Below are 22,528 nucleotides of genomic sequence, written 5' to 3' on the forward strand. Positions count from 1 at the left end.
GTGCGTGAAGCCCGTGCTTGCCTCGCTTCCTGCCATCCCGCAAAGCCCTTCGCATGTCCGCAAGCTATCCCGCGCTTCGCCTTCGCCGCACGCGTTCGACCGGCTGGAGCCGGCGCCTGCATGCCGAAACCGTACTCACCCCGGCCGACCTGATCTGGCCGCTGTTCGTCGTCGAGGGGGAGCGCGTCGAACAGCCGATCGCCAGCCTGCCCGGCGTGTCGCGCTGGTCGGTCGACCAGATCGTCGCGCGCGCTCGCGAAGCGCGCGACCTCGGCATCCCCTGTGTCGCGCTGTTCCCGTATACGCAGCCCGAACGGCGGACCGAGGACGGCCGCGAGGCGCTCAACCCCGACAATCTGATGTGCCAGGCGATCCGCGCGCTCAAGGATGCGGTCCCGGAGATCGGCGTGCTGACCGACGTCGCGCTCGATCCCTATACCAGCCACGGCCATGACGGGCTGGTCGACGCCGCGGGCTATGTCGTCAACGACACGACCGCGGAGATGCTGGTCGCGCAGGCGCTGAACCAGGCGGCGGCGGGCGCGGACATCATCGCGCCGAGCGACATGATGGACGGCCGCATCGGCCTGATCCGCACCGCGCTCGAGGCGGAGTCGCATCACAACGTCCAGATCATGTCCTATGCCGCCAAATATGCGAGCGCCTTCTACGGCCCGTTCCGCGATGCGGTCGGCAGCCGCGGGCTGCTGAAGGGCGACAAGAAGACCTACCAGATGGACAATGCCAACGCCGAGGAGGCGCTGCGCGAGGTCGCGATGGATCTCGCCGAGGGCGCCGACACGGTGATGGTCAAGCCCGGCCTGCCCTATCTCGACATCATCGTCCGCGTCCGCCAGGCGTTCGAGGTGCCGGTGTTCGCGTACCAGGTGTCGGGCGAGTACGCGATGCTCGAGGCGTCGGTCGCAGCCGGGGCCGGCGACCGCGACGCGCTGGTGCTCGAGACGCTGATGGCGTTCAAGCGGGCGGGATGCTCGGGCGTGCTGACCTATCATGCGGCACACGCGGCAAAGCTGCTGAATGGGTGAGTTTCGGCTGGACGCCGGCCGGCTGATCCTTCGGTCGTGGCGTGACGGCGATATCGAACCCTTTGCCGCGATGGGGCGCGATCCCGAGGTGATGCGTTATCTCGGCCGCCTGGCGACGCGCGCGGAGGCAGAAGCCGCGATCGGCCGGATGGTCGAGCGCCAGCAACCCTGCGGCCACTGTTTTTGGGCCGTCGAGCGCAAAGCGGACGGCATGTTCCTCGGCTTCTGCGGACTGCTTCCCGCCAAACCGCCGATCGCAGGCGAGATCGAGATTGGCTGGCGTCTTGCGCGTCATGCCTGGGGACAGGGTTATGCCCGCGACGCGGCCGCAAGGAGCCTCGACTGGGGCTGGGCGAACCTGTCCGTCGACCATATCGTCGCCATCACGGTGCCGGCGAACAGCCGCAGCCGGGGGCTGATGCAGCGTCTGGGCATGCACCGCGTCGAGGACGGCGATTTCGACCATCCGGAACTCGGCCTATCCGATCCGCTTCGCCGCCACATCCTCTATCGTATCGAGCGACCTGCCAATGCCTGAGTCCCCCGTGATGGCGCGGTGGTGCCGCACCCTGTTCGTGCTGACGATCCTCGCCGGGTCGTTCCTGCTGTTCCTCGTCCAGCCGATGGTGGCGCGGATGGCGCTGCCGCGGCTCGGGGGAGCCCCGGCGGTGTGGAATTCGGCGATGCTCGTCTATCAGGCGTTGCTGCTCGGCGGCTATGCCTATGCGCATTGGCTCGGCCGGGTGAAACCGCGCGCACAGGCGGCGATCCATCTGGGCGTGCTGGCGGTGGCCGCATTATGGCTGCCGATCGGGTTGTTCGCGCTCGACCTGCCAACCGATGCGCAGCCCGCGGTCTGGGTGCCGTGGCTGCTCGGCCTGTCGATCGGGCCGCTGTTCTTCGCGGTATCGGCGCAGGCGCCGCTGATCCAGCGGTGGTTCAGCGTGTCGAGCGGCGGGGCGGATCCCTATGCGCTGTACGCCGCCTCCAACCTGGGCAGCTTTGCGGGTCTCATCGCCTATCCCCTGCTGGTCGAGCCGTTGTTCGCGAACCGCGGGCAGAGCCTGTTCTGGAGTATCGGTTATGCCGCGCTCGCGGTGCTGGTCGCCGTCTGCGCGACGCGGTTGCCGCGGACCGCGACCGCGGAGCACGTCGCCGCTAGCAGCCCCGCGCCCGGACGGATGCAGATCCTGCACTGGATCGCGCTGGCGCTCGTCCCGTCGGGGCTGATGCTTGCGACCTCGACCTATATCACCACCGATATCGTCGCGATGCCGCTGCTCTGGGTGCTGCCGCTCGGGCTGTATCTCCTGAGCTTCTCGATCGCCTTCGCGCAGGATCGCACGCTCGCCGATCTGCTGACCCGGATCGCGCCGGTGACGATCCTGCTGTTCGGCGGCATCATCATGGGCGGGTTCAACGACAAGCCGCTGTTCAGCGCGGGAATCGCGCTGACGCTGCTGTTCATGGTGTCGGTCGCGTTGCATACGGCGATGTACCGGCGTCGACCGGCGGCCGACCGCCTGACGGGCTTCTATCTCGCCATGTCGGTAGGCGGCGTGCTCGGCGGCGTCTTCGCGGCGTTGCTCGCACCGGTGATCTTCGACTGGACCTATGAATATCCGTTGCTGATCCTGGCGGCGGGCGTGCTGGTGCCTCAGATGTACCTGACCGCGACGTTCCGGTCGCTCTGGATCGGCAATCGCATGCGCCGGCTCGTCGCGCTGGGCGTGATCGTCGTGATCCTCGCGGTCGCGGCAGGAATGCGGATAACGAATCCCGATGGCATCATCGGCGACCAGCACCAGGGGGCGGCGTTCCTGCTGATCGCGGCGATCGGGCTTGCGACGCTGGGGGCGCGGCTGCCCTATGCGATCGTGCTGGCGAGCACGCTGGTGATGTTCGGCGGATATCGTGCGTTGCAGCTCAGCGCCGAGAGCGGCGCGCGCGAGCGGAGCTATTTCGGCGTGTACACCGTCCGCGGCGACGGCGCGGTCCGCGAACTCGATCACGGGACCACCGTGCACGGGTTGCAGCTGCGCGGATCCCCCGCCCGCGAACGGACGCCGACCACCTATTATGTCGCAAATTCCGGGATCGGCCAGGCGATGCAGGCGCTCCCGGCGCTGTACGGACCCCGCGCGCGCGTCGGCGTCGTCGGGCTGGGGACGGGGACCTTGTCCTGTTATGCGAAGCCCGGGCAGGCATGGCGGTTCTACGAGATCGATCCGGCGGTCGTGCGGATCGCGCGCGACACGGGACAGTTCACCTACCTCTCGCAGTGCCTTCCGAAACCCAGCATCCGGATCGGCGATGCGCGTATCGTGCTCGCGGGCGAGCGCTCGTCGAGCCTCGACCTGCTAGCGCTTGATGCCTTCTCCTCGGACACCGTGCCGATGCACCTCATGACGCGCGAGGCGTTCGCGACCTATGGCCGCGTGCTGTCGCCCCGCGGGCTGCTGCTCGTGCATATCTCGAACCGCTATCTCGACCTGCAGCCCGTGGTCGCAGCCACGGCGCGGGAGGGCGGCTGGACCGCGACACACCTGCTGTATCGGCCATCCCCGACCGAGAGTGACCGTGCGTCGCCATCGGACTGGATCGCGCTCTCGCGGGATCCGCGGGTCATCGACACGCTGACGACCGCCAACCCGGACTGGACGCCAATTGTTGCGGCGCCCGGCACGACACCGTGGACCGACGACTATTCGACGATCCTGCCGCTGCTCAAAGGCCTCTGGTAAGCCTCGCGAAACGGAGTCAGGCGGCGGGCAGCGTCGCCTGGATACGCCCGATCGTCTCGCCGATGCGGTCCGAGTCGGCCTGCGCACGCTCGCGGACAGAGTCGAGCGCGGGATAGGCCGGCTCGAGCTTGGCGGCGCGATCCGTTGCGCGCCGTTCGATGTCGGTGACGAGCAGCGACGCCTGCGCGCGCCAGTCGTCGAGCTGCGCAAGATCGGTCTGTGCGGTAAGCCACGCCTCGCTTCCGACGGGCTTGCCGCGCGCCGCGCGTGCCGATCGCTCCGCGCTCACCGACGCCTTGGCGAACCCGGCAGCAACAGCCACGCGCCGGCCCTCGTAGCGTGCGATGTCGCTATCGAGCGCCGGATCTGGCCTCGCGACCACCGTCTTCACCTCGGGCTCGGCAAAACCGATGCTTTCGGCGGGACGAATGCCGAGCGACGGATAGACGGTCGTGTCCTTGCTGCACGCGGCGGTGGCGAGCAGCATCGCTGCGAGCAGCGGCGCTCCGGTCGCGGGGATGGGGCGGCGCGTGATGGCGTCGGAGGAAAGAGGGCGGGCGGCGCGGTCGTGTTTCATGCCGTTCGCTGTATGCCGACGGCACGCGCCGCACAACTTTATCGCCAAGCACCCTTGCGCCGCGAAAAATGCCTGCTATCAGCGCCCCTCCAGTGCACCCATAGCTCAGCTGGATAGAGCATCAGACTACGAATCTGAGGGTCGGGCGTTCGAATCGCTCTGGGTGCACCAGGATTTCCCGCCTCACGGCGGCTTTGTCGTGCAGCCTCTGCACGGCGATGCACCCATAGCTCAGCTGGATAGAGCATCAGACTACGAATCTGAGGGTCGGGCGTTCGAATCGCTCTGGGTGCACCATTCTCCATCGATGTCATCATGACGGTCCCTGCGGGCGGTATGCGCGCGACTGCGGTCTTTTCGCGCGGTTCGGAAAACTTACGCGAAGATCGTTCGGGACCCGCTTGCATAGCCCGAAACGGCTGGCTATACGCGCCCCTCCAGTCACCGGCCGGGCCCCTAGGGCCCCGCGCCGGACTCCGTCGGGGAGTAGCTCAGCCTGGTAGAGCACTGTCTTCGGGAGGCAGGGGCCGGAGGTTCGAATCCTCTCTTCCCGACCATTTACGCGCATGGCCCAAAGGGCCGCGAGTCGCGTTCAATCTTGATCATGTATCTTTGTTGAGCCGATGGGCAGGCTCCGGCGCGTGCAGTCGTGCTGGGTCACGTATCACGACCGGTGGTCGGCTTTACGAGCGGCAACCACACAGCGGGTCAATGGCCACGCCTGCTTGAAGTCTTGAATCTGTTATGAAGGACTGGTGACCCCTACGAGAATCGAACTCGTGCTTACGCCGTGAGAGGGCGTCGTCCTAACCGCTAGACGAAGGGGCCGTGTAGTCGAGGCGCGCTCCTACGAAAGGGGCGGGCGGGCGTCAAGCGACTTGATGCGTAAATCGCGGATGGGACGTCGTTTTGGGCGGGATCGGGGTGAAGACCGCTGATCCCGCAGTGATACCGCTCGGTTGCCCCATCCACGCATCCCGCGGCCACCGGGCGCGCGGTACGAACAGATGGGGCAACCGGGATCGTCAGGCCGCGACCTTCTTGCGCTCCGCCATCTCCGCGTTGAGCATCTCGGCGAGGAGGAACGCCATCTCGAGGCTCTGGCTGGCGTTGAGTCGCGGGTCACAATGCGTGTGGTAGCGATCCGCAAGGCTCTGTTCGGTCACGTCGACCGCGCCGCCGGTGCATTCGGTAACGTTCTGCCCGGTCATCTCGATATGAATGCCGCCGGCATGCGTGCCCTCGGCGCGGTGCACGGCGAAGAAGCCGCGGACCTCGGCAAGGATGCGCTCGAACGGCCGCGTCTTGTAGCCGTTGGCGGCCTTGACGACGTTGCCGTGCATCGGGTCGCACGACCACACCACCGGATGGCCTGCGCGCGTCACGGCGCGCACCAGGCGGGGCAGCGCGGCTTCGATCGTGTCGTAGCCGTAGCGCGTGATCAGCGTCATGCGACCGGGGATGCGACCCGGGTTGAGCGTGTCGAGCATCCGCAGCAGCGCGTCGGGTTCGAGGCTGGGCCCGCACTTGATGCCGATCGGGTTGCCGATGCCGCGCAGATATTCGACATGGCTCGAACCCTCGAACCGCGTCCGGTCGCCGATCCACAGGAAATGCGCGCTGGTGTCGTACCAGTCGCCGGTCAGCGAATCCTGCCGCGTCAGGGCCTGCTCATATTGCAGCAGCAGCGCTTCGTGGCTGGTGTAGAAATTGGTCTGCGCGAGCTGCGGCACGGTCTCGGGGTCGATCCCGCACGCCGCCATGAACTCGAGCGCCTCGCCGATCCGGTCGGCGGTCTCGGCATATTTCTTCGACCACGGGCTGCGGCCCATGAAGTCGTGCGTCCAGCGATGCACCTGGTGAAGATTGGCATAGCCGCCCTGCGCGAACGCACGCAGCAGATTGAGCGTCGCAGCCGACTGCGAATAGGCGCGGATCATCCGCTGCGGGTCGGGCATCCGCGATTCGGGCGTGAACGCGATGTCGTTGACGTTGTCGCCGCGGTAGCTCGGCAGCTCCACGCCGCCGATCGTCTCGGTATTGGCGGAACGGGGCTTGGCGAACTGGCCCGCCATGCGGCCGAGCTTCACCACGGGCAGCTTCGAGGCGAAGGTGAGCACCACCGCCATCTGAAGGATGACGCGGAACGTGTCGCGGATGTTGTTCGCGCTGTGCTCGGCGAAGCTTTCGGCGCAGTCGCCGCCCTGCAGCAGGAACGCCTTGCCCGCCGCGACATCGGCGAGGCTTGCCGTGAGGTTGCGCGCCTCGCCGGCGAAGACGAGCGGGGGGAAGGTCGCGAGTTGCGCCGTCGCGGCGTCGAGCGCGTTGGCGTCGGGGTAGAGCGGAAGCTGACGAGCTTCGTGCGTGGTCCAGCTGTCGGGGGCCCAGTTCGCGGCCATAATTGTTCGTCCGATTGATGAATTCGAGGCGCGGCCATGCGCCAAAACGCGTTTTTGCGCAACGAAGTAAAGCTATCGGGTGGTGGCAGCCGCGTCCGCCACCGCGCGTTTGCGGCCAAATCGCATCGCGCCGGTTCCGTTCATCGCGGCTCGGTTAAGGCGCTGCGGAATTCGCAGCATTCTGAACCGGGATAATGACAGATATGGGTCAGGAGAGGGGTTCTATTTTTCGCGCGAATTTGGCATGCCGTTCCGATGGATATCCCAATGCGTATCATCATTGCGTTGTCGATCATCGGCGCTGGCGTGCTCGTCGGCGTGCCGGTGCTGATCATCGCTGCCAAACGTCGGCGTCGCGTCAACCTGCGGCGGCGGGGTATCAAGGACTATAACCGGTCGAGCAACCGCGTCGCGGGCAGCTGATCGCCGATACGGCAACGGCCCTGCGGCGCGTGCCGCAAATGGCCTAATAGCCCGCCTGTAGATCGGCGACGTTCGTCATCGGTGCACCGGCGCGGAACGCCGCCAGGTTTTCCAGGAACAAGGCTGCGCCGCGCTTGAACATCGTCGTCTGGCTGCGGCCGGACAGATGCATCGTGAGAATGGTGTTCGGCGCAGACCAGAGCGGATGGTCGGCGGGAAGCGGCTCGGGATGCGTCGGGTCGAGAAACGCGCCGCCGATCGTCCCGGCTTCGAGCGCGGCGAGCAGCGCGTCGTCGTCGATCATGTCGCCGCGCGCGATATTGATGAGCCAGGCGCCTTTCCGGAACGCCGCGATCTCGTCCGCGCCGATCAGCGCCTTGGTATCGCCGGTCGACGGTGCGGCGAGGATGATCCAGTCATAGTCGCCAAGCCGGGCGCGCCACGCATCGGGCGTGATCGTGCCGTCGCGGCCGGTACGCGTCACCCCCGTCACCGCTACGCCGAAGGCTGCGAGTCGCTCGCCGATCATCCTGCCGATCGTGCCGTAGCCGATGACCAGCGCGCTGGTGTCCGCCAGCTCGACCTTGCCGGGCGCGTCCTTCAGCCAGTCGCGCCGATCCTGCGCGCGCACGACGGTGTCGAAGCGCTTGGCGGCGACGAGGACCCCCATCACCGCATATTCGGCGACCGTGACGGCGTTGATGCCTGCGCCGTTGGTCAGGATCGCACCGCGCTCGCGGAGGACGTCGAGCGGGAAGGCGTCGAGACCGGCGTAGATCGTCGACACCCATTTGAGCTGCGCGCCGGATGCGCGGATCGCGTCGGCGACCAGCTGGGTGGGCTGCATGTCGACCCACGCAATCTCCGCGTCGGCGATTCCCGTCATCGCCTCGTCCGGCTTGGAGAACCACGTCACCGCGAGATCGGACGGGAGATGCGACTCGAGCAGCGGGCGGGCGGCGGCGGGGAGGACGGCTTTCATCCGGCCAGACCTAGCGCGTTACCGGCGCGCGCCCAACAGCGATCCCGGCCGCTCCGGCGCGGATCGTGGCGAATTCAGGCCAGCCGCCAGTCCCATTCGATCGGGTCGCCGTCCATCACCTCCACCCCGTCGGCGATCAGCGAGTCGCGGATCGCATCCGACCGGGGAAAATCCTTTGCCGCCCGCGCGGCGCGACGTTCGGCAAGCCGATCGCTGACGTCTTGCGCGTCGATCGTCGCCGCTGCTGGCCGGACGCGCAGGTCCTCGCGGCGAATCGTCGCGAGATCGAGGCCGAGCACCGCGTCGAAATCGGCGAGCGCGCTCAGCCGATCCGCGGGCGACAGGCGCTTGTCGGCAAGCAGTTCGTCGAGGATCGGCAGCGCGCGCGGCGTCGCGAGATCGTCGGATATCGCCGCATCGAGCCGCGACCGATAGTCCTGAAGCCGCGCGTCGACCCGCGCGTCGGCCGGCGCGGCCGTGGACGCCGCGGCGCGATCGCGCAGCGTCTGCACCGTCAGCGCGAGCCGCTTCAGTCGCGTCGTCGCCGCGACGAGGTTGTCCCACGAGAATTCGAGCTCGCTGCGATACTGCGCCTGCAGGCACATCAGGCGATAGGCGAGCGGGTGGAAGCCACGATCGACCAGCGTCTGGAGCGTGGTGAACTGACCACCCGATTTCGACATCTTGCCCGATCGTTCGACCAGGAAGTTGTTGTGCATCCAGAGCGTTGCGCCGGTATCCGCGCATCCGCAATGCGCCTGGTTCTGCGCGATCTCGTTGGGATGGTGGATCTCGCGGTGGTCAATCCCGCCGGTATGGATGTCGAACCGCTCGCCGAGATACTGTTTGCTCATCACCGAGCATTCGAGATGCCAGCCCGGCGCGCCGCGGCCCCATGGCGAGTCCCATTCCATCTGGCGGTTCTCGCCGGCGTTCGAGGTACGCCAGATCGCAAAATCCTGCGGATGGCGCTTGCCCGCGACGGGGTCGATCCGGCTCTCGCCGGCATCGTCCTGCGACCGCGCCAGCCGGCCATAGTCGGGCACCGTGGCGGTATCGAAATAAAGCCCGTCGGCGAGCCGGTAGCAATGCCGGGCCTCGATCGCTTGGGCGAAGGCGATCATCTCGGCGATGTGATCGGTCGCAAGCGGGAATCGGGTCGGCGTCCGGATGTGCAGATCGACGAGGTTGCGCTTGAACGCCTCGGTATAGTGGCGCGCGATCGCCCAGATGTCCTGACCCGTGGCCCGCGCGGCCGCCTCCATCTTGTCATCGCCCAGATCCGCATCGGACGTCAGGTGGCCGACATCGGTGATGTTGATGATGTGCGTGATGCTGTATCCTTTCCACGACAGCACGCGCGACAGCGTATCGGTGAAGACATAGGCCCGAAGATTGCCGATATGCGCATAGTTGTAGACCGTCGGTCCGCACGAATAGATGCCGACATTGGCCGGATCGATCGGCGCGAATCGCTCGAGCTGCCGCGTCAGGCTGTTGTACAGGGTGAGCGGCATGGCGGCTTCGTCGGCGCGCTCGATGGCGTGCTTCTCGGGACGCTGGGCAGAAGGCTGGGCGGGGCTGGTCATCATCGGCTCTTAGCCTTGGCCCTGCGGTGTCGCAAACCCGCCAGCCGGGTCGGCGCATATGGTGGTTTGGCTTGAAACCCGCGGCACACGCTGTTAGGGGCTCCCGTTCATGCGGCGCGGACTTGTTCGCGACGGCGCTATCTATTCGTATCTATTCGACCGGAGCTTAACGGGTTTATGCAAATCATCGTCCGCGACAACAACGTCGACCAGGCCCTTCGCGCGCTCAAGAAGAAGCTGCAGCGCGAAGGCGTGTATCGCGAGATGAAGTTGCGCCGCCACTACGAGAAGCCGTCGGAAAAGCGTGCGCGCGAGCGTGCTGCTGCCATCCGTCGTTCGCGCAAGCTCGAGCGCAAGCGCGCCGAGCGTGACGGCGCACGGTAAGACCGGCCAGACGTATCGCCCGGCCCTCAGATAGGGTCGGGGCTTCACGGGGCGGCATTGGTCGCCCCGCATCGTTTCATTCACGGCACGCACGACGTCCGGGCGTGACCAGAAGACCCGGGGTCATCCGATGTCGACCGTCACCGCCGTACCGCTGCAGCCGGTGAGGCGCAGCTATCTCGTCTATCTCTGGCTCGGTATCGCGCTGGCGCTTATCGGTGCGGTCGCGCTAGCCCGTCAGGGTGACGACCCGCTGACGCGCAACGCCCGTGCAAAGGGCGTCGTCACGACCGCGTCGGGCCTTCAGTACAAGGTGCTGACCGCAGGCAAGCCCGGTGCGGCAAAGCCCACCGATGCCGACGTCGCGCTGGTGAATTACGAGGGCAAGCTGCTCAACGGCACGACCTTCGACAAGTCGCAGCAGCCGACCCCGCTGCCCGTCACGGGCGTCGTTCCCGGTTTTTCCGAAGCGCTCAAGCTGATGCCGAAGGGCTCGAAATACCGGTTCTGGCTCAAGCCGTCGCTTGGATATGGCGACAAGGCGAGCGGCCCGATCCCCGCCAATTCGACGCTGATCTTCGACGTCGAACTGCTCGACTTCCTGCCGCAGAGCGTCGTGCAGCAGATGCAGGCGCAGCAGCAGATGCAAATGCAGATGCAGGGTGCTCCCGGCGCCGGCATGCCAGGCGGCGGCGCTCCGGCTCCGCAGCCACGCTGATCGACACGACGGGGCGGCGGTCCGCGCTGCCCCTCGCGCGATGATGGTGTGATTCGATCGGCTCGGGCCGGCGCTGCGGCGTCGGCCCGGGCCTATCGTCGTTTGGGCCCTGGTAACGCGGATGACGATGCGGTTTGCCGGCGATCTGCGTCAACGCGGTGGCGGCAAGCTTGTTCGGCTGTTATGACCGCGCTGTGTCACCGATGTCCGAGCATCGCCGTGACAGGGGGGGGCGGTATTTGCCGCTGGCGGATCGCGTGGCAAAGCGCCCCAGGCCTTCACTGTGATCGTCTGCCCGATCTTCAGCAGGCAAAAAAATAGCGGCCCGGAGGCCGCTATTCCTTAGTAACCAAGCCTAGGCTTAGTTGCTGTCCGAATTGTCATCGCTGTCGGCAACGATCACGATGCCCGCGACAACTGCTGCAGCTGCCAGGACTGCGACGATGATGCCGCCGCCTGCCAGCTCGTTCTTCTTTGCCGATGCCGAACCGGTGCGAACCGACTTCGAAACCGAAAGGCTAGCTGCCGAATTTGCCGGTGCTGCCATGGCCGGAGCAACTGCCATCGTGGCTGCTGCTGCGGTCAGGATGTACTTCCCAAGACGCATGATGAACTCCCTTTGTGCTCGTCGCGTCAGGCAATGGCATGAAAGCCTGCCTGAGGCAACCGAGTATGCAAAACGATGTGGAAGCGCTCCACACTGTTGCGACAAGGCAACACGCCGTCGTCGCAACCTATGTATAGCCAATGCGGGTAAAGAAAGAATAGGCGAATTCAGAGATCGGCCGTGTTTCCCGACGAGGTGATCGCGGAACCGGTCTGAAGGAGCCAGGTCTGGTCGCCCTCAAGACCAAGCGCCGTCAGACGTCCGGTCGCATAGGCGCCCGTGTCTATTCCGATTCGGTGGGCTTTCGGATCGACGGCTTCGGTGACGGTGTGGCCATGCACGATCATTTTGGCGAGCGGACCGCGATGGTCGAGAAACGGATCGCGGATCCAGCGAAGGTCGGACGACCGCTGATCCTCGAGCGGTGTTCCGGGCCGGACGCCGGCGTGGACGAACGCATAGTCGCCGATCGTGATCAGGTCCTCGAACGCGTCGAGAAAGGTCCGGTGCCTGGCCGGAACGAGCTGGCCGAGCCGTTCGACGAGCTCCTCATAGTCGAGCCGCTCATATTCCGCTGCGTCCATCCCGTAGCTCAGCACGGTCTCGCGCCCGCCGATTCGACAGAACAACCGCAGCGCCTTGGGTTCCCCGTCGAGCGCACCGAGGAAGATCTCCTCGTGATTGCCGAGCAGGAACCGGACGTTGGGGCGAGCATCGGACAGCATGATGAGACGATCGATCACGCCCGCCGAAGCAGGGCCGCGATCGACGATGTCGCCGAGGAAGATGACCGTCGTCTCCGCAGGACCACGCGCGGCATCATCCGCCTCAATCTGCGCGATCAGATCGTCGAGCAGATCCGCGCAGCCATGGATGTCGCCGACGGCATAGACACGCTGGCCGTCTGGGATGGTCGACTTGGGCCCGCGGCCGGCGGGCCGGGTGTCCTTGGACCGAAAAAACTTCATGATCATAAAATAGCTATCCGTTGCGACGGGCCATAGGGCGTTACCGCAGCGGTCACAACGCACGCTGAACCGCTCGGTTCTCCGACTGCGCCAGTTTGGGTCGCCGGTCGCCGGGCGGGCACAAGATGGGTGGCGTCGACCGCCAAGCGCGGTAGGGAGGCGGTCATGTCTTCTATCCTGCGTCTGCTTCCCGCGCTGCTCGGTGCGGCGATCATCGGCCCGGTCTCCGCAATGGCGCCCGCAAGTCCGCCAGCCGCCGAATCGCCGCCACCCAAGGCGTTTTTCGAGGCCTTGCGCGCGGCCGACCTGCGACTGGCGACGATCGGATACCGGCTGACGTCCGCCAACGTCGCGCTGTGCGACCGGCGACAGCCACAGATTGGCATGCCGATCCATGCGCTCAACCAATATGGCACCGACGCGCGGCCGAATGCGATGGCGGTCTTCGGGTTTGAGACGCTGGTCGCGGTCGAAGCGGTCGTCCCGGGTGGCCCGGCGGCGCGGGCCGGGATCGCGGCAGGCGATTCGATCGTCGCGCTGGGTGACAGAAAGCTTCCGGCGATCGGCGCCGCGCAGGGGACCGAGACGCCAGCGGATCGCGATGCCGCCGAGGCGATCGTCGCGGCGCTCCCGACCGGACGGCCCGTGCCGGTGATGCTGCTGCGGGGCGGCAAGCCATTGACGGTGGCGGTGCCTGCAGAGCCCGGCTGTCGATCGCGATTCGAGATCCTGCTCGGGAGCGGTCTGGGTGCGAGCGCGGACGGCGCGGTCGTCCAGATCGGCGAGCGATTCTTTGAAGGCTATAGCGACGCGGAGATCGCGGTGGTCGTCGCGCACGAGCTCGCGCACAACATCCTGCGGCACCGCGAAAGGCTCGACGCGGCCAAGGTCAGTCGCGGGCTGACTGCCGAGCTTGGTCGTAACGGCCGGCTGATCCGCCAGACCGAGGACGAAGCCGACCGGCTTGGCGTCTATCTGCTGGCCAATGCCGGCTATGATCCGCGATCCGCACCGCAATTCTGGCGTACGAAGGGCGGCGACGTCGATGGCGGGCTTTTCCGGAGTCGAACACATGCGTCGTCAAAGTCGCGCGCGACCGTGCTCGATGCCCTCGTGGCGGAAATCGGCGCCAACCCTGCTCGGCCGGTTGTTCCGACGAGCCTGCTTGCGAGCCGCGATCAGCCGTTACGCTGAGGCAATCGGGCTGATTCGCCGGTAACGTGACCGGCCGAACTCCCGACGGATGCCGCTGTTGTCAAAACAGACGGGGCGGGGGGATCGGCCGGGTCGGTGGACACGAAATAGAACGGGCCGGAGTGATCCGGCCCGTTCCTGCATCAGCCCTTCTTGCGCGCGCGCTTCGGGTTGGCTGCGGCCTCGACGTCCTCGTCTTCGTCCGGCGTGTCCTCGCCGGCTTCGGTCAGCGCTTCGCCGAGCGCCTTCAGCTTGTCCTGCGACTTGTCCGCCTTTTCGGCGATCTTGGTCGTCGCGGTGCCCAGGCGGTGGAGCAGCGCGTGGATACGGTCCGCGTCGGGCTCACCCTTTTCAAGCTGCTTGCGCAGCGACGTGAGGTCGCGAAGGATGCCCTTTGCGCCCGGCGTATCGATATCGGCCAGTGCGGCCTCCCAATCCTCGACGATGTCCGCGCCCTTGGCGGGCTTGGTCGAATCGAGGCCGCGGTTGATCGCGTTCATCGTTCCTGCAAATTTCACAGCCATGATCTGTCTCTCCGGTGCCACTCGCTGGCGCTGCTCAACGCTGGGCAGAGACACTAATGTCCTGACTTCCTAGGCAATCTCGATCAATATCAGGCGGATTAGCGGCTCACCTGGCCGTGAGCGCCTCGGCGATCTTTCCGGCGAGCCGGCGTGCGACCTCGGTCTTGTCGAGCCGCTCCCAGCTTTCGACGCCATGCGCGGTAACGATGTGGACGGTGTTGGCATCGCCGCCCATCACGTCGCCCGATACGTCGTTCGCGACGATCCAGTCCGCGCGCTTGCGGGCGAGCTTCGCGGTGGCATGCTCGATGACGTGATCGGTCTCCGCGGCAAAGCCGACGACCAAGGCGGGGCGACGTGCGGCGTGCGCGACGGTCGCGAGGATGTCGGGGTTTTCCGAGAGGTTGAGCGTCGGCGCTGCCGTGCCCTTCTTGATCTTCAGCCCGGCGGCATCGACGCGCCAGTCGGCGACCGCCGCGACCATCACCGCGGCGTCGGCGGGCAGTGCAGCGTCGACCGCGGCGGCCATCTCGCGCGCGGTCTCGACGTCGACGCGCGTCGTTCCCGGCGGCGTCGGGAGCGTGACCGGGCCAGCGATCAGCGTCACGCGGGCGCCGAGTGCCGCCAGCGCGCCGGCAATCGCGAATCCCTGCCGTCCGGACGAGCGGTTGGCGATATAGCGGACCGGGTCGATCGGCTCGTGCGTCGGCCCCGCCGTGACGAGGACGTGTCGCCCCGCCAGCAGGCCGGTAGCCATATCGGGCGCCGCACCCTCGCCGAGCGCCTGCTCGATCGCGTCTGCAATCGCCTCGGGCTCGGGCAGGCGGCCCGGACCATATTCGCCGCACGCCATCGGCCCCTCGTCGGGCGCCATCACGGTGATCCCATCGGCGCGAAGCTGCGCGACGTTGCGCTGCGTGGCCGGGTGCGTCCACATCCGCACGTTCATCGCGGGGGCCGCGAGCACCGGCTTGTCGGTCGCCAGCAGCAGCGTGGTCGCGAGGTCGTTGGCGAGCCCGGCGGCCATCCGCGCAATCAGGTCGGCCGTCGCGGGTGCGACGACGATCAGGTCGGCCTGGCGGCTGAGCTGGATATGGCCCATCTCGGCCTCGTCCTTCAGGTCCCACAACGTCGTATAGACCTTGTCCTCGCTCAGCGCGGCGAGCGTCATCGGCGTGACGAAATGATGGCCCGCCTCGGTCAGCACGCAGCGGACGGCATGGCCGCGCTTGCGGAGCAGACGGACCAGTTCGCTTGCCTTGTAGGCGGCGATCCCGCCACCGACGATGAGGAGAATGCGCTTCATGGCGACGATCCCTAGCGGATTATGCGCGTCACCGTAATGCGGCGCGTGTCCATCGCCGCGACGATCAGGTCGCGGAGGCCGTCGACCGCGAAGACGAGTCCGAGCAAAAGCAGCGGGGTGACCATCAGCACCCAATAGACATGGTCGCTGCGTGCGCAGACCGCGATCAGCACGGCATAGCCGCCGATCGTCGCAACCGCGCGCGACGCGGTCGGATCGCGCCATGCCGTCCAGCCGAGCGCGCTCACGACGAGGATCGCCGACGCGAGCCATGGCCACGCCAAGGTCAGCGCGGTCGACAGCGACGCAAGACGCAGGAAAAAGCCCAGCCCGAGAAAGCCGAACCAGCCGTTCGACGGTGCATCCAGCGGTTCGAGGATCCGGGCGACCGCTTGCGCATGCGCGGCAAGCGCGATGCCGAAGATCAGGATCGCGGCGATCCATGCCGCCGCTTCCCGACGCTGGCCGTCGATCAACGCCGCGGCGGCCATGATCGCGACATAGAGCAGTGCAGTTTCGCGCAGGAGCATCGCCGACAGCCCCAGCGCGACCGATGCGGTCCACTGGCCCGGACGCCGAAGCGCGAGCGACAGCGCGATCAACGGCCCCGCCCAGGTTTCATGGAACACGTCGAGACCGGGCTGCACATTGACCACCATCGCCGCGATCAGCGTGGCGCCGGTCAGCGCCAAGGGCGGCCAGCGCGGCGCGATCCGTCGCACGCGGATGATCCAGGCGGCGGCGGTGCCAAGACACAGCAGCCATAGCATCATCCGGACGACGAGATGCGGCAGCATCGCCTGGACCATGGCGAGCGTCGGCAGCCGCACGGTGAAGAAGGGCTTGAGCGGATAGCCGCCCGCGCGGTGAAGCTCGGCGACGACGGTGTAATAGGGTTCGCCGTGACGGACGCGGTCGATCACGGCGTGATAGAGCGTCATGTCGGTCTGATCGCCGACCCGGGTCGCGAGCGAGGGGAGGGCGGGCGGGCCCATCACCGCGAGGCAGGCGAGCAGCAGGACGAGCACGGCGAGGTACATCTGCGCCCGCGCCTGCGGTAGTCCGGCGAACCGGGTCGGGCCGGCAAGCCATAATCCCGAGCGCTTGCGCGTGTTCATCGCACGCGCGACTCAGCCGAACACGAGCGTCGACGCGACGCCGGCGGCGGCGGCGAGGATCGCGACGAGCGCGTAGCGCCAGCCACCGCCGATCCGGATGACTTCGATCTCGCGCAGCGGCATCGTCGGGGGTGCGCCGCCCGGCGCAGGATAATGCGCCTCGATCCGGCGGACGAGCTCGGGAAGCCGCGTCAGCGTCTGGACATCCGCAATCAGCCGGTCGGCGATCATCGCTTCTGGGCCAAGTTCACCGCGGATCCAGTCGCGGACGAACGGCTCGGCGGCTTCCCACAGGTTGATGTCGGGGTTGAGGCTCGTCGCGACGCCCTCGACCATCACCATCGTCTTCTGGAGCAGCAGCAGATGCGGCTGCGTCACCATGTCGAAATCGCGCGTGATCGAGAACAGGCTGTCGAGCATCATGCCGATCGACATGTCCTTGACCGGCAGCCCGCGCATCGGCTCACCGACCGCACGCAACGCGGTCGCGAATTCGGCGACGTCGTGATGCGCGGGGACATAGCCCGCCTCGAAATGGATCTCCGCGACGCGTTTGTAGTTGCCCGTGATCAGGCCGTAGAGGATCTCGGCGAGCCAGACGCGCGCGCGCCGGTCGATCCGGCCCATGATGCCGAAATCGATTGCGGCGATGCGGTTGCCGGGCAGCGCGAACAGGTTTCCCTGATGCATGTCGGCATGGAAGAACCCGTCGGCGATCGCCTGGCGCAGGAACGCGCGAACCAGCGTCTGCGCGAGGCCCGGCAGGTCATAGCCCGCGGCGACCAGCGCCGCGCGATCGGACAGCTTGATGCCGTCGATCCATTCGATCGTCATGACCTTGTTGGTCGAGCGCGCCCAGTCGATCGCTGGGATCATGAAATCGGGCTCGGCGGTCATCCCCTCGGCGAGCTCGGAGGCGGAGGCGGCTTCGCGACGGAAATTGAGTTCGCGCAAGGTCCAGCGCTTGAACGTCTCGATCGTCAGCCGCGGGCGCAGCCGCATCGCCTCGGGACTGAGCGCCTCGAGTTGCGCGGCGGCCCAGCTATAGGTGTCGATCGCGCGCGCGAAATCATCCTCGACACCGGGGCGGAGGACCTTGACCGCGACCTGGCGGCCGTCGGTCGTGACCGCGCGGTGGACCTGCGCGATCGACGCGGCGCCGACCGGGACCTGGTCGATGCGCGAGAAGAGCGTCTCGAGCGGCTTGCCGAAGCTTGCCAGCATCGCCGCCTCGATCGTCGCATAGGGGACGGGGGAGAGCTGGTCCTGCAACCGGAGCAGGTCGTGCGCCGCTTCCTCACCGACGAGATCGGGGCGCGTGGCGAGCGTCTGGCCGAGCTTGATCGCGGCGGGGCCGATCGCCTGGAACGCGTCGGCATAACGCGGCACCGCGGGGACGCGCGCACCGAGCCTGGCGATCCGCGCGAGGCGACGGACGGGGGCGGGCGTGTTTGGGTCACGCTCGATCCCGCGCAGCGCGCCGTGGCGGGCGAGGATGCGGCCCCATTTGAAGAGCCGCCAGATGTGCGTGGTCGAGGCGGTCACAGGCCGTGTGCGCCGGAGATAGAGATTGGTTCACGCGAAGGCGCGAAGCCTGTCCTGAGCTGCGCCGAAGGGGCGCGAAGAGAAGGCAGAATGGGTTCGCGCGGAGGCGCGGAGGCGCGGAGGGGGTACGCCTCGCCGCGGCTGCGGCTCTTCATCATCAGCGAGAGAGTGGAAATGCGCTGTTGCGCGCCCGCGGCTCTTACTCTCCGCGTCTCCGCGTCTCCGCGTGAACCATTCTTCGCGCCTTCGCGCCTTCGCGTGATCACTAGATCTTCCAGCCCGAGTGGATCGCGACCAGACCGCCCAGCAAAGGCTCGACCTTGGTCTGCACGAAGCCCGCATCCGCGATCATGCCCTTGAACTTGGGCATGTCCGGGAATCGGCGGATCGACTCGATCAGATAGCGATAGCTGTCGGCATCCTGCGCGAGCAACTGGCCGAGCTTCGGGACCATCTTGTGCGAATAGGCGTCGTACACCTCGGCGAAACCGGGCCAGACGGTGGTCGAAAATTCGAGGCAGTAAAACCGCCCGCCGCGCCGCAGGACGCGGTGCGCCTCGCGCAGCGCCTTGGGGATGTCGGTGACGTTCCGAATCCCGAACGCGATCGTGTACGCGTCGAAGAACCGGTCGGGGAAGTTCAGCGTCTCGGCGTTCGCCTCGGTCCACACCAACCCGTCGAGCCCGCGCTTCTGCGCGCGCTCCATGCCGACTTCGAGCATCTGCGGGTTGATGTCGGCGACCGTGATCGAGGCGCCCGACGGCTCCATGCGGAACGCGATGTCGCCCGTGCCGCCCGCCATGTCGAGGATCTGCTCGCCCTCGCGCGGTTTCACGCGGCGCACGAAGCGGTCCTTCCACAGCCGGTGCATGCCGCCCGACATCGCATCGTTCATCAGGTCGTATTTGGACGCGACGTTCGAAAAGACGCCGCCGACGCGGGCGGTCTTCTCGGTGGCGGGGATGTCTTCGTAGCCGAAGGAGACGGTGTCTGGCGTGAGAGCAGCCGGGGGCGCGATCAAGTCGTTCATATGCTGCGCTCTAGCCGCGCCTTGTGGCGCGGGCAAACGCAACCTAGCTGCAAATCGTGCCAGAGTTACCAGAAGTCGAAACCACCGTGCGCGGGCTGGAGCCTGTGCTCAAGGGCCAGCGCCTCACCTCGGTCGAGCCGCGCCGTGCCGACTTGCGCAAGGCGATCCCGGTCGACCTGCGCCAGCGGATGACCGGGGCGACCGTCACCGCGCTCGGGCGCCGCGCGAAATACGGGCTGATCGACACCGATCGCGGGGATACCCTGGTGTTCCATCTCGGCATGTCGGGACGCTGGCGAGTCGATCCGAGCGAACTGCTCGCGCATGATCATTTGCTGATCGGAACGGCTGCGGGGCGGGTCGTCGCACTCAACGATCCGCGACGCTTCGGGTTTCTCGATCTCTGGGCGACCGACGATATCGTCAACTATCCCCCGTTCCTGAGCATGGGGCCCGAGCCGCTCGGCCCCGATCTGACCGGCGCGTATCTGCTCGACGCGCTCGAGGGGCGCGGCGCGTCGATCAAGGCGATGCTGCTCGATCAGCGAATCGTCGCCGGGCTCGGTAATATCTATGTGTGCGAGGCGCTGCACATGGCGAGGATCGCGCCGAGCCGTGCGGCGGGGCGGATCTCGCTGTTCCGGCTCGACCGTCTGGTCGAGGCGATTCGCGCCGTGCTGACAGCCGCGATCCTCGCCGGGGGCTCGTCGCTCCGCGATTATGTCAGGCCCGACGGCGAACTCGGCTATTTCTCCAAGCAGTGGCGCGTCTATGGTCGCGAGGGCGAGCCGTGCGAATGCGGCGCGGTCGTGCGGCGGCGTACGGAGGGCGGGCGGTCGACCTTCTGGTGTCCCCGCTGCCAACGTGGCTGATCGAAGTCGGTTGACGATTCGGCGCGGAGTGGCTAGGGCCGCGGCTTCGAGAGGGCGTAGGAGCAATCCGGCGCCCCTTTTCATCATTCGAACATCCAGAGGGCTTCATGGCGAACACGCCGCAGGCGAAAAAGCGTATCCGTCGCAACGACCGTCGCGCGGAAGTGAACGGCAACCGCGTCGGCCGTATCCGTACCTTCATCAAGAAGGTCGAGGCCGCACTGGCTTCGGGCGACAAGGGCGCAGCGACCACCGCACTGGCCGCGGCACAGCCTGAGCTCCAGCGCGGCGTCGCCAAGGGCGTGCTGCACAAGAACACCGCGAGCCGCAAGTTCGCGCGTCTGACCAAGGCCGTGACCGGGCTCGCCTGAGCGAACCGTCACTGCTGCGTAGATCACCCGCCGGGGTTTCTCCGGCGGGTTTTTTGCGTCTGCGAAGGGAACCCATCGCGTGGTTGCGCAACCCTAGGATTCCCCGCGATTCGAGTGGCGCGACGTCAAGCCGCACCAAGCCATAAAACGCAAAAAATGCGTAAACACAGCCACTTATAAAAATATCGACGCATTTCCGGGGGTTGATCAAGTCAACCCGCTTTATTTCGAAAATGTGACGTGCGTGGGCCTTGCTACACGGGCCGATCGCTTCATAACTGCAACCCGCAGCGGCGGTGAATCACGGACGTGGATCATCACCGCGCGGGCAATAGGGCGAAGATGCCGGGCGGTCTAAATGGCTGTCGCGGGGTATCATTTTCTGTCGGGACTATATCACCAGCGTGGCTGTCGCGCGGGGTCGGAGAAGCGTGCGCGTGACGAATTTGCGAGGATCGACCGTGCATGCGACCGAGGCCGAAAAGGCTTGGGGCCGCGTGCGTGCGTCGTTGCGCGAATCCGCGGGCGCGCGGCTGTTCGAGCAATGGCTGAAACCCATCGAGTTGATCCCGAGCGAGGACAGCGATGCGATTCGGCTCGCGCTGCCCTCGGCGTTCATGACCAACTGGGTCCGCAATCACTATGCGGACCGGCTTGCGCTCGAGTTCCGCCAGATCATGCCGCAGGTCCGCACAGTGCAGATTGAGACGCGCGCGCCCGGTCCCGCGCCGGTCGTGCTCGCGATCGTCCCCGATGAGCCCGCACCGCAGGCTGTACCGGCTGTCGAGGCGGAGGATGCCAGGGCGGAGTTGAAGGCGGAGTCGGGGACGAAGGCGAACGCGGCATCGAAACCCGCCCCCGCGCCCGTCGTCGAGCCCGCCCAGGCGTCGTTGAAGTTCGGCGTCGACCCGGCGCTGAAGCCCGCGCCGTCCGCCGCCGATACGATCGCGGCGCACCTTCCCGAGCGCCCGCCGCTCGATCCGCGCTACACGTTCGAGCGCTTCGTCGTCGATCCGTCGAACAAGGTCGCGTTCAACGCCGCCAAGGTGCTTGCCGAGCCGGGTCCGGTGCGGTTCAGCCCGCTGTTCCTGCATAGCGACACGGGGCAGGGCAAGACTCATCTGATGCACGCGATCGGCCACGCGTTTCTCGCGGCGAACCCGCGTGCGACGGTGCTGTGCATGTCCGCCGAGCGATTCATGTATGATTTCGTCGCATCGATGCGCGCGCGCGACACGCATGCGTTCAAGCAGCGTCTGCGCGGCGCGGACCTGCTGCTGATCGACGATCTTCAGTTCATCGCCGGCAAGGACGCGACGCAGGAAGAATTCTTCCACACGGTCAACGAGATCATGGCGGCGGGCAAGCGGCTGGTGATCTCCGCGGATCGTTGCCCGCAGGCACTTGAGGGTGTCGAATCGCGGATCATCAGCCGGATGGCGGTCGGTCTCGTCGCGGACATCAAGGCGCCCGATCTCGAACTGCGCCGGACGATCCTCGACCGCAAGCTGGTCGACCTGCCCGACATGCGCGTGCCGACCGACGTGCTCGACCTGCTCGCGAGCCGGATCCATGCGAACATCCGCGAGCTCGAAGGCGCGCTCAACCGCGTCGTCGCCTATGCGCAGCTGACGGGCGACACGATCGACCTCGATTTCGCCGTGGCGACGTTGGGCGAGGTGCTTCGCGGGGCGCAGAAGCGCGTGACGATCGACGAGATCCAGAAGCTCGTGTCCGCGCATTTCGAGCTGAAGCCGCTCGACCTGATTTCGGCGCGACGCGCGCGTGCGGTTGCGCGGCCGCGGCAGATCGCGATGTATCTCGCCAAGCGGCTGACGACGCGGTCGCTGCCCGAGATCGGCCGGCGGTTCGGCGGGCGCGATCATTCGACGGTGATCCATGCGGTCCGCAAGATCGAGGAACTGCGCGACCAGGACCGCGATATCGACGCGGCGGTGCGTGTGCTGATGCGCGAGCTCGAGGGCTGAGGCCGGTCACACCCGGCGCCGTCATCCTGACGAAAGTCAGGATCCAGAGTTACAACCCACACCGCTCGTGACCCTGGATCCTGACTTTCGTCAGGATGACGGGAGTGGCGTCAGGATGACGGGGGCATCACGATGACGGGAGG

Annotated in this window: 21 protein-coding genes and 4 tRNA genes; 13 read left to right on the plus strand and 12 right to left on the minus strand. The window is 66.7% G+C overall.

Going from position 1 to position 22,528, the window contains the following annotated elements:
- Positions 1 to 53: 53 nt before the first annotated feature.
- From hemB to ASE72_RS13010, 3 genes are read left to right on the plus strand one after another with little or no spacing between them, the layout of a single operon-like run.
- Entirely contained in the window at positions 54 to 1,046 is a 993-nt protein-coding gene (hemB, locus tag ASE72_RS13000; protein ID WP_056021729.1) for a porphobilinogen synthase, read from the plus strand.
- Positions 1,039 to 1,584, plus strand: coding sequence for a GNAT family N-acetyltransferase (locus ASE72_RS13005; RefSeq protein ID WP_056021732.1), 546 nt, complete (start codon positions 1,039 to 1,041; stop codon positions 1,582 to 1,584). The genes hemB and ASE72_RS13005 overlap by 8 nt, the downstream gene beginning before the upstream one ends.
- On the plus strand, positions 1,577 to 3,790 hold the full coding sequence (locus ASE72_RS13010) for a fused MFS/spermidine synthase (RefSeq protein ID WP_056021735.1): 2,214 nt from the start codon (positions 1,577 to 1,579) through the stop codon (positions 3,788 to 3,790). The genes ASE72_RS13005 and ASE72_RS13010 overlap by 8 nt, the downstream gene beginning before the upstream one ends.
- Before the next feature lie 16 nt (positions 3,791 to 3,806).
- Here ASE72_RS13010 and ASE72_RS13015 read toward each other — a convergent pair whose 3' ends face one another.
- Entirely contained in the window at positions 3,807 to 4,367 is a 561-nt protein-coding gene (locus ASE72_RS13015) for a hypothetical protein (protein WP_235532345.1), read from the minus strand.
- A 94-nt stretch (positions 4,368 to 4,461) separates the two neighbouring features.
- Between ASE72_RS13015 and ASE72_RS13020 the strand changes: the two genes are divergently transcribed.
- The 3 genes from ASE72_RS13020 (at position 4,462) to ASE72_RS13030 (ending at position 4,924) form a co-directional block, all read left to right on the plus strand.
- Positions 4,462 to 4,538, plus strand: a tRNA-Arg gene (locus ASE72_RS13020).
- Between the two features lie 49 nt (positions 4,539 to 4,587).
- Positions 4,588 to 4,664 (plus strand) — tRNA-Arg (locus ASE72_RS13025).
- Between the two features lie 183 nt (positions 4,665 to 4,847).
- Positions 4,848 to 4,924: transfer RNA gene (locus ASE72_RS13030), tRNA-Pro, on the plus strand.
- 196 nt (positions 4,925 to 5,120) lie between these two features.
- Here the strand turns inward: ASE72_RS13030 and ASE72_RS13035 are convergent.
- Together ASE72_RS13035 and ASE72_RS13040 are read right to left on the minus strand one after the other, a co-directional pair.
- Positions 5,121 to 5,195 (minus strand) — tRNA-Glu (locus ASE72_RS13035).
- 197 nt (positions 5,196 to 5,392) lie between these two features.
- A complete protein-coding gene (locus ASE72_RS13040) occupies positions 5,393 to 6,766 on the minus strand; it encodes a class II 3-deoxy-7-phosphoheptulonate synthase (protein ID WP_056021738.1) in 1,374 nt (457 codons plus the stop codon).
- 267 nt (positions 6,767 to 7,033) lie between these two features.
- Here ASE72_RS13040 and ASE72_RS20300 point away from each other — a divergent pair, with 267 nt between their 5' ends.
- A complete protein-coding gene (locus ASE72_RS20300; protein ID WP_156350430.1) occupies positions 7,034 to 7,189 on the plus strand; it encodes a hypothetical protein in 156 nt (51 codons plus the stop codon).
- 43 nt (positions 7,190 to 7,232) lie between these two features.
- Here the strand turns inward: ASE72_RS20300 and ASE72_RS13045 are convergent, their stop codons facing one another.
- Both ASE72_RS13045 and cysS read right to left on the minus strand, forming a co-directional pair.
- Entirely contained in the window at positions 7,233 to 8,171 is a 939-nt protein-coding gene (locus ASE72_RS13045; protein ID WP_056021741.1) for a D-2-hydroxyacid dehydrogenase, read from the minus strand.
- A 74-nt stretch (positions 8,172 to 8,245) separates the two neighbouring features.
- Positions 8,246 to 9,688: a cysteine--tRNA ligase gene (gene cysS / locus ASE72_RS13050; protein ID WP_056022374.1), complete on the minus strand. Its 1,443-nt coding sequence runs from the start codon at positions 9,686 to 9,688 to the stop codon at positions 8,246 to 8,248.
- A gap of 249 nt (positions 9,689 to 9,937) precedes the next feature.
- Between cysS and rpsU the strand changes: the two genes are divergently transcribed.
- Positions 9,938 to 10,144, plus strand: a complete 207-nt coding sequence (gene rpsU, locus ASE72_RS13055; RefSeq protein WP_031394635.1) for a 30S ribosomal protein S21 — start codon at positions 9,938 to 9,940, stop codon at positions 10,142 to 10,144.
- Positions 10,145 to 10,274: 130 nt separating this feature from the next.
- Positions 10,275 to 10,862, plus strand: coding sequence for an FKBP-type peptidyl-prolyl cis-trans isomerase (locus tag ASE72_RS13060; protein WP_056021744.1), 588 nt, complete (start codon positions 10,275 to 10,277; stop codon positions 10,860 to 10,862).
- A 361-nt stretch (positions 10,863 to 11,223) separates the two neighbouring features.
- Here the strand turns inward: ASE72_RS13060 and ASE72_RS13065 are convergent, their stop codons facing one another.
- Together ASE72_RS13065 and ASE72_RS13070 are read right to left on the minus strand one after the other, a co-directional pair.
- Positions 11,224 to 11,469, minus strand: coding sequence for a hypothetical protein (locus ASE72_RS13065; protein ID WP_056021748.1), 246 nt, complete (start codon positions 11,467 to 11,469; stop codon positions 11,224 to 11,226).
- Positions 11,470 to 11,636: 167 nt separating this feature from the next.
- Positions 11,637 to 12,437, minus strand: coding sequence for a metallophosphoesterase family protein (locus ASE72_RS13070; RefSeq protein ID WP_235532346.1), 801 nt, complete (start codon positions 12,435 to 12,437; stop codon positions 11,637 to 11,639).
- A gap of 165 nt (positions 12,438 to 12,602) precedes the next feature.
- Between ASE72_RS13070 and ASE72_RS13075 the strand changes: the two genes are divergently transcribed.
- Positions 12,603 to 13,631, plus strand: a complete 1,029-nt coding sequence (locus ASE72_RS13075) for a M48 family metallopeptidase (RefSeq protein WP_056022377.1) — start codon at positions 12,603 to 12,605, stop codon at positions 13,629 to 13,631.
- Positions 13,632 to 13,774: 143 nt separating this feature from the next.
- On the opposite strand, the gene ASE72_RS13080 is transcribed toward ASE72_RS13075, so the two are convergent.
- From ASE72_RS13080 to ASE72_RS13100, 5 genes are all read right to left on the minus strand, one after another.
- Positions 13,775 to 14,155, minus strand: a complete 381-nt coding sequence (locus tag ASE72_RS13080) for a hypothetical protein (protein WP_200916257.1) — start codon at positions 14,153 to 14,155, stop codon at positions 13,775 to 13,777.
- A 106-nt stretch (positions 14,156 to 14,261) separates the two neighbouring features.
- Positions 14,262 to 15,461, minus strand: a complete 1,200-nt coding sequence (gene coaBC, locus ASE72_RS13085) for a bifunctional phosphopantothenoylcysteine decarboxylase/phosphopantothenate--cysteine ligase CoaBC (RefSeq protein WP_056021757.1) — start codon at positions 15,459 to 15,461, stop codon at positions 14,262 to 14,264.
- 11 nt (positions 15,462 to 15,472) lie between these two features.
- A complete protein-coding gene (locus ASE72_RS13090; protein ID WP_056021760.1) occupies positions 15,473 to 16,579 on the minus strand; it encodes a hypothetical protein in 1,107 nt (368 codons plus the stop codon).
- Between the two features lie 12 nt (positions 16,580 to 16,591).
- Entirely contained in the window at positions 16,592 to 18,124 is a 1,533-nt protein-coding gene (gene ubiB / locus ASE72_RS13095; protein WP_056021762.1) for a 2-polyprenylphenol 6-hydroxylase, read from the minus strand.
- A gap of 265 nt (positions 18,125 to 18,389) precedes the next feature.
- A complete protein-coding gene (locus tag ASE72_RS13100) occupies positions 18,390 to 19,154 on the minus strand; it encodes a class I SAM-dependent methyltransferase (RefSeq protein WP_056021765.1) in 765 nt (254 codons plus the stop codon).
- Positions 19,155 to 19,210: 56 nt separating this feature from the next.
- Here ASE72_RS13100 and mutM point away from each other — a divergent pair, with 56 nt between their 5' ends.
- From mutM to dnaA, 3 genes are all read left to right on the plus strand, one after another.
- Entirely contained in the window at positions 19,211 to 20,026 is an 816-nt protein-coding gene (gene mutM / locus ASE72_RS13105) for a bifunctional DNA-formamidopyrimidine glycosylase/DNA-(apurinic or apyrimidinic site) lyase (RefSeq protein WP_056021767.1), read from the plus strand.
- 107 nt (positions 20,027 to 20,133) lie between these two features.
- Complete coding sequence (gene rpsT, locus ASE72_RS13110; RefSeq protein WP_031394736.1) at positions 20,134 to 20,397, plus strand: 30S ribosomal protein S20; 264 nt, start codon at positions 20,134 to 20,136, stop codon at positions 20,395 to 20,397.
- 437 nt (positions 20,398 to 20,834) lie between these two features.
- Positions 20,835 to 22,385 (plus strand): chromosomal replication initiator protein DnaA, encoded by a 1,551-nt coding sequence (gene dnaA / locus ASE72_RS13115; protein WP_056022380.1) that lies wholly within the window; start codon positions 20,835 to 20,837, stop codon positions 22,383 to 22,385.
- Positions 22,386 to 22,528 lie beyond the last annotated feature (143 nt).

The organism is Sphingomonas sp. Leaf20 (assembly GCF_001421535.1).
In the GTDB taxonomy this organism is placed as follows: Bacteria; Pseudomonadota; Alphaproteobacteria; order Sphingomonadales; family Sphingomonadaceae; genus Sphingomonas.

Coding starts and splice junctions, on each gene's coding strand:
- ASE72_RS13070 (WP_235532346.1), bottom strand. CDS start 12,437: ATGAAGTTTTTTCGGTCCAAGGACACCCGGCCCGCCGGCCGCGGGCCC.
- ASE72_RS13015 (WP_235532345.1), bottom strand. CDS start 4,367: ATGAAACACGACCGCGCCGCCCGCCCTCTTTCCTCCGACGCCATCACG.
- rpsT (WP_031394736.1), top strand. CDS start 20,134: ATGGCGAACACGCCGCAGGCGAAAAAGCGTATCCGTCGCAACGACCGT.
- ASE72_RS13090 (WP_056021760.1), bottom strand. CDS start 16,579: ATGAACACGCGCAAGCGCTCGGGATTATGGCTTGCCGGCCCGACCCGG.
- ASE72_RS13010 (WP_056021735.1), top strand. CDS start 1,577: ATGCCTGAGTCCCCCGTGATGGCGCGGTGGTGCCGCACCCTGTTCGTG.
- cysS (WP_056022374.1), bottom strand. CDS start 9,688: ATGCCGCTCACCCTGTACAACAGCCTGACGCGGCAGCTCGAGCGATTC.
- rpsU (WP_031394635.1), top strand. CDS start 9,938: ATGCAAATCATCGTCCGCGACAACAACGTCGACCAGGCCCTTCGCGCG.
- ASE72_RS13100 (WP_056021765.1), bottom strand. CDS start 19,154: ATGAACGACTTGATCGCGCCCCCGGCTGCTCTCACGCCAGACACCGTC.
- ASE72_RS13065 (WP_056021748.1), bottom strand. CDS start 11,469: ATGCGTCTTGGGAAGTACATCCTGACCGCAGCAGCAGCCACGATGGCA.
- ASE72_RS13060 (WP_056021744.1), top strand. CDS start 10,275: ATGTCGACCGTCACCGCCGTACCGCTGCAGCCGGTGAGGCGCAGCTAT.
- ASE72_RS13045 (WP_056021741.1), bottom strand. CDS start 8,171: ATGAAAGCCGTCCTCCCCGCCGCCGCCCGCCCGCTGCTCGAGTCGCAT.
- ASE72_RS13075 (WP_056022377.1), top strand. CDS start 12,603: ATGTCTTCTATCCTGCGTCTGCTTCCCGCGCTGCTCGGTGCGGCGATC.
- ASE72_RS13005 (WP_056021732.1), top strand. CDS start 1,039: ATGGGTGAGTTTCGGCTGGACGCCGGCCGGCTGATCCTTCGGTCGTGG.
- ASE72_RS20300 (WP_156350430.1), top strand. CDS start 7,034: ATGCGTATCATCATTGCGTTGTCGATCATCGGCGCTGGCGTGCTCGTC.
- coaBC (WP_056021757.1), bottom strand. CDS start 15,461: ATGAAGCGCATTCTCCTCATCGTCGGTGGCGGGATCGCCGCCTACAAG.
- ASE72_RS13040 (WP_056021738.1), bottom strand. CDS start 6,766: ATGGCCGCGAACTGGGCCCCCGACAGCTGGACCACGCACGAAGCTCGT.
- ASE72_RS13080 (WP_200916257.1), bottom strand. CDS start 14,155: ATGGCTGTGAAATTTGCAGGAACGATGAACGCGATCAACCGCGGCCTC.
- hemB (WP_056021729.1), top strand. CDS start 54: ATGTCCGCAAGCTATCCCGCGCTTCGCCTTCGCCGCACGCGTTCGACC.